Genomic DNA, 14,754 nt, shown 5'->3' on the forward strand with positions numbered 1-14,754 from the left:
TATGAATGTGAACGTCCTCGATCGCAATAATGTAAAGGTGTTGGGCTCGGGCAGCCAGACGATGGTGCTGGCGCATGGTTTCGGCTGCGACCAGGATATGTGGCGCTATATTGTACCTGGTTTTTCTGAAGACTACCGTATTGTATTATTTGATTATGTAGGCTCGGGAAACTCTCAACTGGATTATTATGATTCACGCAAATATAGCGATTTGCAGGGCTACGCTCAAGACGTTCTGGATATTATGGAGACGCTTGAAGTAAGAGACGCTATATTCGTCGGCCACTCTGTCAGCAGCATGATCGGCATGCTGGCATCTATTCGCGCGCCTCAATACTTCAGCCGCATTGTCATGCTGGGGCCTTCTCCTTGTTACGTGAACGATCTGCCGAGTTATTACGGCGGTTTCGAGCGGAACGATATTGACGAGCTTCTGCAAATGATGCAATTGAACTTTATCGGCTGGGCCAGCTACTTGGCGCCAATCGTTATGAATTCGGAACGGCGGGAGCTGACGGAGGAGCTTGAGCAGAGCTTCTGCTCCAGAGATCCGCGTATCGCCAGACAATTTGCCGAAGTTACCTTCTACTCCGATTGCCGCGTCGAATTGGAGGAAGCGACAATTCCGACATTAATATTGCAATGCTCAGAAGACAGCATTGCTCCTGTTGAAGTGGGCCATTACCTGCATGCCCATCTGAAAAACAGCACGCTGCGGCAAATGACCGCCAAGGGTCATTATCCTCACTTGAGCCATCCCGAGGAAACAACGGAGCTGATCAAACATTATTTGGCGGCAAGCGGCTAGCCATTAAGAGAAAGGCAGACGGTAGGAAATGGATATTCAATTAGATACAGCGCCATGCGGCTACTTCTCCATTTCAAACACAGGCCTCATACAGTCCGTTAATGGAACACTTCTGAACATGTTGGGCTATGAACGTGGGGAGTTGTTGGGAAAACATCTTGAATCCACAATGTCCGTGACGAACAAGCTGTTTTTCCACACGTATTTCTATCCCTATATTCAACTGCACGGACATGTGAACGAGATGTATGTCTCCTTCCGGACCAGCACTGGGCAGGATGTACCCGTCCTGCTGAACGGCATTCGCCAGCAGCGGGACGGCGAAACCTTCATCGATTGCGTCGTGCTTGCGATGCGCAAGCGCATCGAGCATGAGAAGGATGTGCTTCAGACCAAAGCAAAGCTGGAGGAGCTGTACCAGAAAACGAACGAAGCGAATCAGAAGCTGGAGCTGCTTCATGCGGAATATGAGACTAAGCAGCAAGAGCTGCTGCGAATCAATCATCAGTTGGAGGCGATGGCCTGGATAGATCCTCTCACCGGGCTTGGCAACAGGCGGTTCTTTCAAGAGAAGCTGCTTGCAACCCTCGCCTCCTACCGTGAGAATGAGGAGCTGTTCTCGTTGTTTATTATGGATATTGATCATTTCAAAAAAATTAACGACACGTACGGACATCCCGTTGGCGATCTGGTGCTGACCAACCTGGCACGCTTGCTCCAATCGATGTCCCGGGAGAATGATATTGTGGCTCGTTACGGTGGTGAAGAGTTTGTTGCGATCCTGCCAGATACGGATCAGGAGACAGCGATATCTATTGCGGAGAGGTACTGCGCCACTGCGGCTTCTACGCTCCTCGGAGAATATCAAATCACGATCAGCATCGGTGTTGCCACCGTATCAAGCGGGGATACCGATCAATCGCTGCTGCACCATGCCGATCTCGCATTATATGCCTCGAAGAGCAGCGGGAGAAATCGTGCCACACATGCGGCCAATCTCGTTAAAAACTAATCGGCCTCGAAGTTAACCAACTCAGGACCCTAAGTCCCTAAGTATCAAAGAGAAGAGCACCGGGATTCCCGGTGCTCTTCTTTATTAGGCCATATCAAGAGGTATTGCACCTCCATGCTTGCTGCCCTCTTAACGAGGGCTCCGTCTCGCGTAGACTAAATTGGCAACATAAAGAAGGAGAAGCACGACAAGGATACCGGCAGATAGGCCAAATATGGGAGCGTATTGGCCATTCATTACCCCTAGTCCAAGCAAGGCTGAGCCTGCCGCTATGCCGATGTCCATTCCGATCAGAAAAGTGCTATTGGCTGCACCGCGTCTTTCTGGCAACGCCCGTTGAATCGTCCATGCCAGCATATAAGGCTGAACGGCTCCGAACGACAAACCATAGACAAAGGCTGACAGCACGAATAGCGGGAAGCTTGTTGCTGCCGACAGCATAGATAAAGCAACAACGCCAAGCACGATGCCGGGCACAAGAACATACGCCGGCCCTCTCCTGTCGAATAGCTTTCCTGCGAGCGGTCTTACTAGAATCGAGGCGCCGCTAGACAGCAGGAAGAATATCCCACCATTCGTGATGCCAAGCTGCTGCCCGTATAATACAACATAAGTCAAAATGCCTCCATAGCAGCATGTGAATAACATAAGCAGCGCAGCTGGAAGCAATGCGGAGCGCTCAAACATGCTGCCCAGCAAAGCATGTAGGCGGCGTCCAGACGGAGTCATTACTTTCGAGGTGGCTGTCCCTTCATTCTGTCCGCTTAATGCTAGCACTAGCGGAAGCACGGCGACTGTAGAAGCCGCCAAGAACAACGCCAATGCACCGAATTGTCCGTATATCCATCCCCCCGCATACGGTCCGACCGCCATGCTGGCCAAGCCGAACAACATAAAGGTGCCGATGCCCGCTCCTTGTTGACCCGGTGGAATCAGATCGGACACAAGTGTTGCGTAAGAGGCTGTCAAGATGCCCCAACCTATGCCAATTCCGATACTGCATCCTATTATCCAGCCTATCGATGGCGATAGCATGTAAGCAAGAGAAGCGAACAGGAATGCCAACAATCCCGCGATAACGATTCGTTTGCGATTCCAGTGATCCAGCGCATATCCCGTCCAGAATCGGATGAGGACTGCTGCAACCGTAATAACGGCAACAACAAGTCCTACGGAAGTCCGTTCTACACCGGTGTCCATCAGATAGACAGGAAGCGTAGGCAGCAGCATTTGAAAGGACAAGAAGACAAGCATATTGCACATACAGACTCTAAGGTATGCGGCCGACCAATAACCGCCATTCCCATCACTATGCTTCATCATACTCTATCCCCTTGGCGCCCGGATTTATCGCAATCCTTTTAATGCCCCGCTCCAGGCTGTCACTTGATCCAACATATCATGAACGGTTTTCGTATGCAGCTCGGCAGGTTTAAAGGTATGGAATTGTTCAAAATCCGTGAAGATGGACAAGGTAGGATGAACGCGTACATCCGCTACCAGCAATTCACCTAATATCCCCCGCAAATGCTCGGCTGCACGGGCGCCTCCGGTTGAGCCATAGCTCACCATTCCGGCTGCTTTGTTGTTCCATTCTTGATAGGCTGTATCGAGCGCATTTTTCAAAGCCCCGGTTATGCTATGATTATATTCCGCAACGATGAATACATATCCATCCATCTCATCGATTTTTTGGGCCCAAGACTTCACGCCCGCATCTTCCGGATCGCCTTCTCCCATAAAGGGGAGCTTATATTCGGCTATATCAATAATCTCATAGTGTCCATCCCTGCGACCGTCGGCTATGCCTTTAATCCATTCGCCGACTTGCGGGCTCACCCTTCCTTGACGGGTACTCCCCAATATAATGCCGATCTTAAGCTGCTCGCTCATTTGCTTCATCTCCATTTTATATAAATTTCTCTCTATTTTCTGCTAGCCATTGTGCGAATGTCCGCGCGGGACGCCCTGTAATTTGTTCAACAGTCGGTAATAACAGATAGGATTCCTCGGGCGGATTAGCGTACCAGCCGACAACATATTCGATTACGTCTTCCTGAATGCCAGCTTGGCGCATCTTAGTTCGTTCTTCCTCTGCCGACAATTCGACGAATTGAATATCTCGGCCAATCTCGGCACTCAATAAGCGCAGCTTGTCGGGTATGGATAGCACTTCTGGCCCGGTCAACGTATAACTCTTGAAGGCGTGGCCATCCTCCATAAGCACCTTTGCAGCAACGCTGCCAATGTCTGCCTCATGAATCATGGCACTTAATACTTGACCGTTCAGATGCCTGATCACACCTTCCGATCGAATAGATTCCGCCCATTCCTTTGCATTGGACATAAATTCAACAGGCGGCTGGAGATGGGTCCATTCCAAATGGCTTGCTTCTACCGCCTCTTCTACCGGACCTCTCTCGCCGTTCCACAAAAGCGTTACTTTCCGTACACCAGCCTTTTCAGCCAACGCTACGATTTCAGCTCCGGTTTGCAGCGGAGCAGAGTCGGCACCGTTAAATGTAATCAAATGCATGGCAGTTACTCCATCCAGTGCCGGAACAAGGGTCTGCGGATCGGTTAACTCCCCGTATACGATCTCCACGGACTTTGGCAGGTTGGCAGTTGCAGGGTTGCGCGTAAGAGCCCTAACGCGAGCACCGGAACGGATAAGCTGATCAACGACATGCCGTCCTACATTCCCGGTTGCGCCTGTTACTAGAATAGTCAAAAGTATACAGCCTCCTCAGATTGCTTAATTGGAATTATGAATATCTCTAAATTTACATCAATCCCCACTTCATTACGTCCTGCGTACGTCTAATCAACACATAAGAAAAAGGTCTTACCCGAAGATAAGACCTTGGCTAAGACCTTCCATTAGCCGAACCATTTGTTTTTGGTCGCAAACAGTGCAGCTTGTGTTCGATCCTGCATCTCAAGCTTGGCTAAAATATGCGTAATATGGGTTTTGACTGTTTTCTCCGAAATATGAAGGTCTGCCGCAATTTCCTTGTTGCTCTGACCAAGCGTGATATGCTGCAAGACCACGCGTTCCTTCGGGGTGAGAACGTCAATTTGCTTCTCCTCTTCATTCTCCTTGACAACGTGGGACATCAGTTGATGAGTGGCTTCCGGGTGCAGTGTCTTTCTGCCATCCATCGCAGCCTGTATGGATTCGATCAACACTTCCGGTCTAACATCCTTTAATTGATAGCCGATGGCGCCTGCCTTGATCGCTTGCAGCACGGACTCCCGGTCTGAGTAGCTCGACAGAATAATCACTTTCACCTTCGGATACTGCTCTGTTATAATCCCTGTGGCCTCAATCCCGCTCATACCTGGCATCATTAAATCCATGAGCACAATATCGGGATCCAGTGCTTGGACCTGCTGAAGGGCCTCTTCCCCGTTCTGGGCCTGACCGACAATTTCAATAGCAGATTGGGTTTGCAAGAAAAATCGCAGTCCTCTGAGTACAACCAAATGATCGTCTACGATCAGTACTTTTATGGTCTTCATGTTAGTTCTCCCTTGAACGCGGCACCGTAACAATCACGATGGTTCCTTTGCCTTCTGTACTGTTGATTTTCAAGCTTCCATTGAGTTGCGCCGCTCTTTCATTCATGCTGCTGATGCCAAGCGTCACGAGCTTCGTCTCTGCTTGCTCCAGCAGAAACCCGCAGCCATGATCGATGATACTCATTTGAATCTGATCTTCAATAGACTGAATCTTGATCGCAGCACGATTCGTCCGGGCATGCTTGCTCACATTATTGATCGCTTCTTGGCCGATTCGCCACAGGTTTTTTTCTACCTTCTCGGTGAATTGCACATCATCCTTCATCTGCAAGGTGACATGAATGCCGATTTTTGAAGCATATTCCTTCAAAGAAGCAAGCATCCCCTTCTCGGCACTATACGGGCGAAGCTGCCAGATCAATGTGCGCATCTCGGATAATGTCTCTTGCGACAGCTTCTGAATATCGCTGATTCCGTCTACGACGAGCGGATTTTCCTCTTTCAGCAGCTCTTTGATGCCTTGCGCAGTCAGCGATAGGGAAAACAGCTTCTGATTGACAGAGTCGTGCAGATCAAGCGCGAGCCTGTTCCTCTCTTCCGATAACAGCAGATCCTGCCATTCGTCGTACAAGCGGATTCTTTCCATCGCCAATGAAATATGATCTGCCAGTGTCGTTAAGATTTTGATCTCCAGTTCGCTGAATATGGCCGACTCTCTTCCGATAAGAAGCACGCCAAGCGGCTCGTTTCTCATCAACGGCTCTTGCTTTTGCAGCGGTATTGCGATCGAAAACCTATTTTGGCTGGATTGAAGCGCAGCAAAAGAAAAAGGCGCATCCTTGCTCTGGCATACGCTTTGTTTATAGAAAGCTTGATGAATAATATCCGAATAATCTTCCTCTGCGTGGGGACTGGCTTCATTCAAGACTCTAGCATTCTCACTGTCATAGAGGGCGCGCAGCGTTAGCCGATTGCCATGATGAGCGGCGATCGCTACAGTCGGCCAGTCGAAATAAGTGCCGATATTCAACACAACGGTAAGCAGCAGCTCTCTTAAGTTATTGATGGTCCAGATATGCCGCGTTACTTCATTAGTACTGTTATAATAATCCACAATATAGCGCGCAATATTGTCAACGGCGAGTTTCTCTTTTTGCTCAAGGAGCTGAGTTCGCTCTACAGCTGTACCGATCTGATAGGCCACCCCTTCAAGAAGGGCAAGCTCTTCATCGCTGAAATGTTCCTTGCCAGGCGATCCCACATTCAGTAAGCCGAAGCGCTCTCCGCATATCGTCAGCGGTACCGTAGCGTGATGAGTGAGATTATTCGTATCGCCAAGCGACTGCGTGACCGAATTATGGAGGCGCTCGCATTCAATGATGTTCACTGCTTGATTAAGCGAATCTCTCCAATAGAGCTGGAGACAGAAGCAGATTTCGCACCGCATCGGCTCTTTGTCGTTCCGGGCAAGCGCTGGAGGCAGATTATGATCCGCTACATGATGATAGATTGGCTCATCATCCGCCAGAAAGATCCAGCCCGTCTTCAGCCCGGTTAGTTCCAGCAGCTTCTCCAGCGTGCTTTGAAGCATCGGCTTCATGTCATGGTTTTGGTTCAAGGTCTCTGCGATTGTTTTCAGAATAAGCAATTCCTTATAATGCAACGTCCGTTCCTCGTACATCCATTTCACCACCATCTCTTGCTATCCATCTGAATAGCTAGATCATACCTTATTTCTCCCATAGTATAAATATAATCATTAAGAAGCCTAACTAGGCTAAAACACAAATAACCCGCATGAGAGAACTTTTTTCAAAGTGTCCATCTTACGGGTCATGAGTTTGGATTTCTTTATATCATCGACAATGCATTGATTTGGCAGAGACTTACTTGTTGATCCAGCCTAATGATTGCAGCGCGCGAATCAGTACTGTCGCAGCTTGCGCTCGTGTAATATCATTTTTTGGGCTAAACAACTCCCCGCTGGTGCCGGTCATAATCTGAAGCTCCAACATCATACGCACATCCTGCAGCCTTTTGGAATCAATATCCCGCATGTCCCGATAACGGTCTAATGCTGCCGAAGCTCCGACAGAGCCGGATATTCCTTCAAGCTTCAGCGCTGCCGCAATCATACTCGCCATTTCTTCGCGGGTAATCGCTTGTCCCGGCTGGAATTGCTGCTTGTCCGAGAAATTAAGAAGACCTAACTTCTTCGCTTCGGCAACCGCTCTGTAGTACCAAGCATCAGTCTGTATATCTTGATAAGGTGTGACACTACTGTTCACAGTCGTGTTTCGTCCCAGCGCACGCACCAGCATAGCGGTAAATTCCGCTCGAGTGACAGCCTGATCGGGAGCGTAGCGTCCACCTCCAATGCCCTCCACAAGTCCTTTCGCAGCTGCCAAATCTACATACGCTTGGCTCCAATGGAATTGGGTATCGGCAAAGCTGACCTGATGCTTGCCTGCCACATATATCGTATTGGCATAGGAACGTATCTCCGCAAAATGCTTGCCGTCAATGGCAATGATCCGGGCAGGTGCATAAGCAAAGGTCTTGGTCGATTCCTCATAGTGGTATGCGCTCCAAAAAGTTGGCAATGTCGAGTTCTGGTTCGGTATAGGAAGGAGCTTGGTTATCGCTTGGCTGGTTGAATCAGCTTTCCCGATCGTTTGCCCCGTCCTGCTATTAACCATATCTAATTGAAAGTCCGTCATAGTATCCCATAGCTCAGCTTGCGGATATTGACTGGCTAATGCTTTGCGTATATTTGGATCCTCTGACTTGTCCGTCAACGTAATCTTAAAGCCGATATCGCCAGCATTCACAAGGCTTGAAGCTAACTGTTCGTTCAGCTCCGGCAATAGCGAAGCCAGTTGAACAGGCACATGAATACTGCCAAAAGAAGTTTTGATCTCGATCACCAAGCTGCGATTTTTATTCGAAAATCCTTCCAGCACGCTAGCGGGCAGAGTAACATAGATGCTGCTCTTATCGCCTGATTTCGATTCCAGTACCACTGAGGCTTTCGTTATATCCAGCGAATCCGGATCTACCCATGTACCGTTATTGTCAATCATCAGCTTGGAAAGGACATTTCCTGAGCCGCCGCTTGCCGCACGCGTCACCGTTACCGTGTACGTCTGCTCCACGCCGCTTGGCGCTGTTACTGTCACTTCTACTCGGTTACTCCCGACACTTAGAGGCAATGCCGGAGAGGCTGCACCGCTCGTCAAGTTTTCCGGACCATACGTGCGCGTTCCTCCGCTGTTATACACACTGACGCTCAAAGTCGCGTCGCTATCTGATTGTGTTGGCGTCACGGTCACACTGTTAATGCTATTGCGCACGCTCGACGCATAAGCCGTGGCAGCAGGAGTGAATGGCGACGGAGTTAGCGTTCCTTCGGACAATACGAGATCGCTTAAGTCCGCATTGCCGCTTGCCGCACGCGTCACCGTAACCGTGTACGTCTGCTCCGCGCCGCTTGGCGCTGTAACTGTCACTTCAACTCGGTTGCTCCCGACACTTAGAGGTAACGCCGGAGACGCTGCACCGCTCGTCAGGCTTTCCGGGCCAAAGGTACGCGTTTCTGCGCTGTTATACACACTGACGCTCAAAGTTGCGTCGCTATCTGATTGTGTTGGCGTCACGGTCACACTGTTAATGCTATTGCGCACGCTTGACGCATAAGCCGTGATAGCAGGAGTGAATGGCGAAGGAGCTAACGTTCCTTCGGACAATACGAGACCGCTTAAGTCTGCATTGCCGCTTGCCGCACGCGTCACCGTCACCGTGTACGTCTGCTCCGCGCCGCTTGGCGCTGTAACTGTCACTTCAACTCGGTTGCTCCCGACACTTAGAGGTAACTCCGGAGAGGCTGCACCGCTCGTCAGGCTTTCCGGGCCAAAGGTACGCGTTTCTGCGCTGTTATACACACTGACGCTCAAAGTTGCGTCGCTATCTGATTGTGTTGGCGTTACACTCACATTGCTAATGTTATGATCTACGCTAGCTGTATAACCGGTGGTCGCAGCCGCGAATGGCGAAGGAGTTAGCGTTCCTTCGGACAATACGAGACCGCTTAAGTCTGCATTGCCGCTTGCCGCACGCGTCACCGTCACCGTGTACGTCTGCTCCGCGCCGCTTGGTGCAGTCACCGTCACTTCAACTCGATTGCTCCCTACACTTAGAGGCAATGCCGGAGACGCTGCACCGCTCGTCAGGCTTTCCGGGCCAAAGGTACGCGTTTCTGCGCTGTTATACACACTGACGCTCAAAGTTGCGTCGCTATCTGATTGTGTTGGCGTTACACTCACATTGCTAATGTTATGATCTACGCTAGCTGTATAAGCGGTGGTCGCAGCCGCGAATGGCGACGGGGCTAACGTTCCTTCGGACAATGTCAGTCCGCTGAGGTCCGCATTGCTGCTCAGTGGCGTGACGCTCATCTCATTGGATGCCGCACTCTCCCCCCACGAATATACAGCCTTGACCGTATAATAGTAGGTTTCGCCATTCAATAAGCCCGTTACCGTATGTGAATTCTCCGTTCCACTTACAAATGCAATCTCTGTTCCCGCAGCTCCAGGAGTGAGACTTTGATAGATATGATAACCCGTCGCTCCATGAACAGGCTGCCAAGCTATCTGCGCCTGACTATCTCCCCCTGTAACCGCGCTGAGTGCTGGCACACTCGTCAATCGAATGACGTGATTTGCCGAAGCCGGGATGAACCATACGCTATGACCATCAAATAATGCATCATTAAAGCTCATCTTTCCGTCGAAGCCTGTAGGCCATGGGCCAACTCCTGTTATTTCTCCTGTTGCCGGATCAATCTTGAAAATACGCGCATCCTTGGATGGCTTCGTCCAAATATGCTCTCCGTCAAACGTGCCATTCGTAAACAGATTTTGGCTTTTATCAAATCCGCTGGGCCATTGATCGAATCCCGTCATTTCTCCTGTGGCCGGATCAAGCCTTACCATTTGATTGGCACTGTAAGGCAACATCCAAATAAACTGACCGTCGAATACGCTGTTGCCGAATGCATATCCTGTGTTGCTATATCCCTCAGGCCAATCACTGTACCCCGTCATTTCACCTGTTGCCGGATTAAGCTTGATGACTTGGTCAGCCCTTGAAGGAATAAGCCAAATCGATGTACCGTCGAACACACCATCCTTAAAAGCATAGTCTACCTTCTGGAAACTGGTTGGCCACTGATCGTAAACCTTCATCTCGCTTGTGACCGGATCTAGCCGAACAACCTGATTTGCATGAACCGGTATCAACCAAATATAGGTACCGTCGAATATTCCTTTGGAAAATTTTGGGTCTCTATTCTGAAAACCTGACGGCCAATCATTATAACCTGTCATGACACCTGTTGCCGGATCTAACTTAATCAATCGATCTGCCGCTGACGGTATCAGCCAAATATGCTGTCCATCAAATACACCTCCACTGAAAGCCCCGTGCCTCTTCGTAAATCCGCTGGGCCAGTTCGAATATCCCGTCATCTCACCTGTATCGGAACTTATCTTCACAACCTGATTCGTCTCCTGAGGAATCATCCAGATGTCCTGTCCGTCAAAGACACCACCGCCAAAGAGAGCAAAGCTCATGGCCATTCCGCTGGGCCATTCATTGTAACCCGTCATTTCATAACTGGGACCTACCGAATAAGACGAACTCGCACTTGCCCTCTGTACAGGAGATACGCTGAGTACAAGCAATAGCGCAAGAATGCCGCTCAGTATCCTCCTACTTTTCCTATGTTGCATGTGTAATTCCTCCAATGATAAAATGTACGCCGCCAGACCTACTCGTTCCGGCAACGACGCATAACACTCCGACATCGCAACCCATCCATCACCTGCGCATTTTGGCGCATACTGTTCTTTTCTGCGAATGAAACACGAAACCCTTTTTTTGTTAGCTATTTTACACCTGCAATAATATACTATAGCTTCTATTCCCAAAGATGTAGGATGTGAGAATACCAGAAAGAGGGGTTCTCATGAGTATTACATCATTTCTAATTTACTGTATAATTGCTACTATCACACCTGGACCTACGAATATCGTCATCTTGTCCACCGTTCATCGCTTTGGGACAAAAAAAGCTATGGAATATACGTACGGAGCGACGGTTGGCCTAGGCTTGTTGCTGATTATTTCCGCTATGTTGAATACGATTCTTCTGGCCTTTCTGCCGAAAATTATAGTTGTGATGCAGATGATTGGCAGCCTCTATATGCTCTATCTCGCTTATTTGATATATAAGATGGATGCATCCAAAGCCGTTGCGAGTCAAGCAGCCTCATTTGGGTCGGGCATTCTCATGCAATTTCTTAATCCAAAGGTAGTCCTGTATGCGTTGACTGTCATCCCGACTTTCATTCTGCCTCACTATAGTTCGAGCATGGCAAAAATATATGGCATTATGGCCATCACACTCATTGGATTTTTAGCCTTTTCGACATGGGTGCTCTTCGGAGCAATCTTCAAGACCTTTTTGCAAAAGCATAAAAAAGTTGTAAATCTATGTATGGCTTTATCGCTCGCCTATACAGCGATCATGATCTGGCTGTAGGCAAGTTTGGGAAGAGGTGTAGAGATGAATGGAATGAACCGATTTATCTATAAAAAATCTATCGGAATTACCGCCCTGACTGCCAGCATGACGGATTTTACTTATAAAAAGCACGCTCATCAGGAGTATGCCGTTGGCGTTACGCTGCGCGGGATTCAAAAGTATAGCCTAGATGGCAGCATGCAGTTGTCCTACCAGAATGGCGTCATGTTGTTTAATCCAGAGCAGGCGCATGATGGGATGGCGTATGACAGTTCGGGACTGGATTACGTCATGCTTTATCTTGAGCCCCAATTGCTGCTTGAGGCTACAGGAAATACAGTTGCTCCGCGCTTCTCCACCCCTATTGTGTATGATGCACAACTCGAACGGCGCATCTTAAATCTCTCCGACGCTATCTTGAGAGGAAGTGACGAGGCTCTGTGCAGTGAATTGTTTCTGTCCCTGGCAGATCATCTTGTTCAAACGAAGCTGTCGACGGACGATAGGAAGGAGCATGCACTTATACGGCGGGTAAAGGAGATGCTCCATGCGAATCTGGATCATGTCCTGAAGCTGGACGAAATCAGTAGCGAGCTTCAATTATCCAAGTTTCAATTAATCCGATTGTTCAAATCGCATACCGGAATTTCCCCTTACCAATACTTTCTTAACAGCAAAATCGAACATGCGAAACAGTTAATAGAAAAGAACCGAGATGTATACTCGGCGGTAGCGGATTGCGGTTTTGTTGATTTGGCCCATTTGAACAAGCATTTTAAAAGCATATATGGCACAACTGCGTTTGAATATTTGTCGCATATTTAATAAATAGGGGTTGTCTCAATGACTTTGAGACAACCCCTTATTTCACCCTACATAAAACCTAGCGATTGCAGCATACGGGACAGCATAGCAGCCATCTCCGCACGAGTCGCGGCAGCTTGCGGCCTGAAGCTGCCGACGGCATCGCCTTTAATGATTCCAAGATCAAACGATTGTATAGCAGCTTCCAGCGCCCATGGGGATATGCGATCCGCATCAGACAGATGCTGATTGCCTGTCGCCTTATTCTGAGCTGCTCCTGTATATGCGATAGCTCTCGCAATCATAACTGCCAGTTCTTCACGCGTTACCTTCTCATTCGGCCGGAAGGTGCCGTCGCTGTAGCCCGTAATCAGTCCCGCTTTCTGAGCGGCAACGACAGCTGTCTCGTACCCTTTATCCTCTATATCCGAAAAGCTCGAGCCTGCATCTGAAGGGACAATGCCGAGCGCCCTGATCAGCATCGCAGCCGTCTCCGCCCGAGTGAGCGAACCGCTTGGATCAAATTGCTCTGCGCTGCGTCCTTGAATGATTCCTTTTGCTGCCAGCCGCTCTACATCTTGCCGTCCCCAGTGCCCCGCCATATCCGTGAAGCTGATCGGATCATCGACGATCAGATACAGTCCGTCTCCTCTGCTATTTACGACCGCAACCGTGTTGACGCCTTCGTTCTGAAATCGCGCTGGCACATAACGAAGCTCATTCCGTTTTTCATCCCACCATAATACCGTTGCAGCATCCGTTATTTTGCTGAGTCCGAGGTTGATGCGTCGCTCCACATAGCGAGAGAACGTACCGTCCCCTTCTTGCTGGCCCAGATCTGATACCTCAAAGCGGATTGGACCAGCCTTCACGCCGGATTCCAAACCTGCCAACACCTCAGCCAGCTTGGATGAAGCTTCCTCGCGACCAACCTGTACGGTCACATCAGCATCAATGCGCAGCTCGCTTAAAGGTATAGCTATCGTTTCAGACGCTGTTGCGAAAACAATCGTCATATCGGGAGAGAGCTTTTTCAATTTCATCAAAACTTCGTTGGATAGAGTGAATTGAGCAGTTGCTTGATCAGTCGCAACTCGTACCATACCTGAAGCAATCTCATCCTTTGAAAACTCCAATCTGGCATTGCCGGACGGTGTTACGATATCCGTATAGAAATCGGGTAGAGTAGACTCGGAGGCACTGAATTCCGTCGTCGATTGTTCAGCCGGAACGGCAAAGGCTGCCTCATTACCACTTGGCAATGTGAACAGCGTAATAGCAATGGCCAGGCACAACAGCAGCCCATGGCCTCTTGTGCGTTCATCGTCTATCTTCCCAGCAGCACTATAAGACCTTAATTTCACATCCATTCCCCGCTCTCCAAGTATGATCAAGCCGAAGTCTCATTATTTCTGACAGAGTAAACATGATAATCTCGCATTTAACTGTATTCATTATACACAGGACAACAGCAGCTTGGATTAATGTTGGCAAAATAATGTTTTCTACTAAAAACACCCTGTCCTATAGAAGGACAGAGTGCTCATTCATTAATATGATCATCGATTCTGCTCTAACCAGCAGCCCACATGTCGAGCTCAATTTTCAGCTCAGGCAAGCCAAGCGCTTGCACATAAGCAACCGTCATCGATGGAGGTGTAGCACCGAACGTCGCTCCCCACACTTGGTAGAAGTGATCCCAGTCAATTGGTACCGTGGCCCAGATATTCACTTTGACAACATGATCAGGCGTTAATTGCTGAGAAGCAAGAACCTTCACAATATTATCGAGGGTATTGGTAGCTTGCTGGTTGAAGTCGTCAGGGATGTTCCCCGCTTGATCGGTTCCGATTTGACCGGAAAATACATACCATTCGGCATTCGGGCTAATCTTCGTAACATGGCTATATTGACCGACCGGCTGCGCGATCGTGTCCGGATTTGATCGTTGAACTACAAATGTATTGGCATTTTCCATTGTACATTCTCCTCTTTAATTAGGTAGGCTATTTTTCTTATGAC

General features: G+C 49.1%; 12 protein-coding genes. 4 read left to right on the forward strand and 8 right to left on the reverse strand.

Annotated elements, in window-relative coordinates; translation table 11 throughout:
* Position 1: 1 nt before the first annotated feature.
* Together DX130_RS12055 and DX130_RS12060 are read left to right on the forward strand one after the other, a co-directional pair.
* Positions 2 to 808, forward strand: a complete 807-nt coding sequence (locus tag DX130_RS12055) for an alpha/beta fold hydrolase (protein WP_116045478.1) — start codon at positions 2 to 4, stop codon at positions 806 to 808.
* A gap of 28 nt (positions 809 to 836) precedes the next feature.
* Positions 837 to 1,820, forward strand: a complete 984-nt coding sequence (locus DX130_RS12060; RefSeq protein WP_116045479.1) for a sensor domain-containing diguanylate cyclase — start codon at positions 837 to 839, stop codon at positions 1,818 to 1,820.
* Positions 1,821 to 1,949: 129 nt separating this feature from the next.
* Here the strand turns inward: DX130_RS12060 and DX130_RS12065 are convergent, their stop codons facing one another.
* From DX130_RS12065 to DX130_RS12090, 6 genes are all read right to left on the reverse strand, one after another.
* Complete coding sequence (locus tag DX130_RS12065) at positions 1,950 to 3,143, reverse strand: MFS transporter (RefSeq protein WP_116045481.1); 1,194 nt, start codon at positions 3,141 to 3,143, stop codon at positions 1,950 to 1,952.
* A gap of 24 nt (positions 3,144 to 3,167) precedes the next feature.
* Positions 3,168 to 3,713, reverse strand: coding sequence for an NADPH-dependent FMN reductase (locus tag DX130_RS12070; RefSeq protein ID WP_116045929.1), 546 nt, complete (start codon positions 3,711 to 3,713; stop codon positions 3,168 to 3,170).
* Positions 3,714 to 3,729: 16 nt separating this feature from the next.
* A complete protein-coding gene (locus DX130_RS12075) occupies positions 3,730 to 4,551 on the reverse strand; it encodes an NmrA family NAD(P)-binding protein (RefSeq protein ID WP_116045483.1) in 822 nt (273 codons plus the stop codon).
* 149 nt (positions 4,552 to 4,700) lie between these two features.
* Positions 4,701 to 5,342 carry a response regulator gene (locus DX130_RS12080; RefSeq protein ID WP_116045484.1) on the reverse strand — a complete coding sequence of 214 codons (642 nt, stop codon included), beginning with the start codon at positions 5,340 to 5,342 and terminating at the stop codon, positions 4,701 to 4,703.
* Between the two features lies 1 nt (position 5,343).
* Positions 5,344 to 7,023 (reverse strand): sensor histidine kinase, encoded by a 1,680-nt coding sequence (locus tag DX130_RS12085; protein ID WP_116045486.1) that lies wholly within the window; start codon positions 7,021 to 7,023, stop codon positions 5,344 to 5,346.
* A 205-nt stretch (positions 7,024 to 7,228) separates the two neighbouring features.
* Entirely contained in the window at positions 7,229 to 11,134 is a 3,906-nt protein-coding gene (locus tag DX130_RS12090) for a cadherin-like beta sandwich domain-containing protein (protein WP_165861238.1), read from the reverse strand.
* A gap of 236 nt (positions 11,135 to 11,370) precedes the next feature.
* Here DX130_RS12090 and DX130_RS12095 point away from each other — a divergent pair, with 236 nt between their 5' ends.
* Positions 11,371 to 11,946 carry a LysE family translocator gene (locus DX130_RS12095; protein ID WP_116045489.1) on the forward strand — a complete coding sequence of 192 codons (576 nt, stop codon included), beginning with the start codon at positions 11,371 to 11,373 and terminating at the stop codon, positions 11,944 to 11,946.
* 33 nt (positions 11,947 to 11,979) lie between these two features.
* Positions 11,980 to 12,753: an AraC family transcriptional regulator gene (locus DX130_RS12100; protein ID WP_116045931.1), complete on the forward strand. Its 774-nt coding sequence runs from the start codon at positions 11,980 to 11,982 to the stop codon at positions 12,751 to 12,753.
* 47 nt (positions 12,754 to 12,800) lie between these two features.
* Here DX130_RS12100 and DX130_RS12105 read toward each other — a convergent pair whose 3' ends face one another.
* A complete protein-coding gene (locus DX130_RS12105) occupies positions 12,801 to 14,102 on the reverse strand; it encodes an S-layer homology domain-containing protein (RefSeq protein ID WP_116045491.1) in 1,302 nt (433 codons plus the stop codon).
* A 203-nt stretch (positions 14,103 to 14,305) separates the two neighbouring features.
* A complete protein-coding gene (locus DX130_RS12110) occupies positions 14,306 to 14,710 on the reverse strand; it encodes a RidA family protein (protein ID WP_116045492.1) in 405 nt (134 codons plus the stop codon).
* Between the last annotated feature and the right edge of the window lie 44 nt (positions 14,711 to 14,754).

The sequence above is a fragment of the Paenibacillus paeoniae genome (genome assembly GCF_003388735.1).
Classification (GTDB): domain Bacteria; phylum Bacillota; class Bacilli; order Paenibacillales; family Paenibacillaceae; genus Pristimantibacillus; species Pristimantibacillus paeoniae.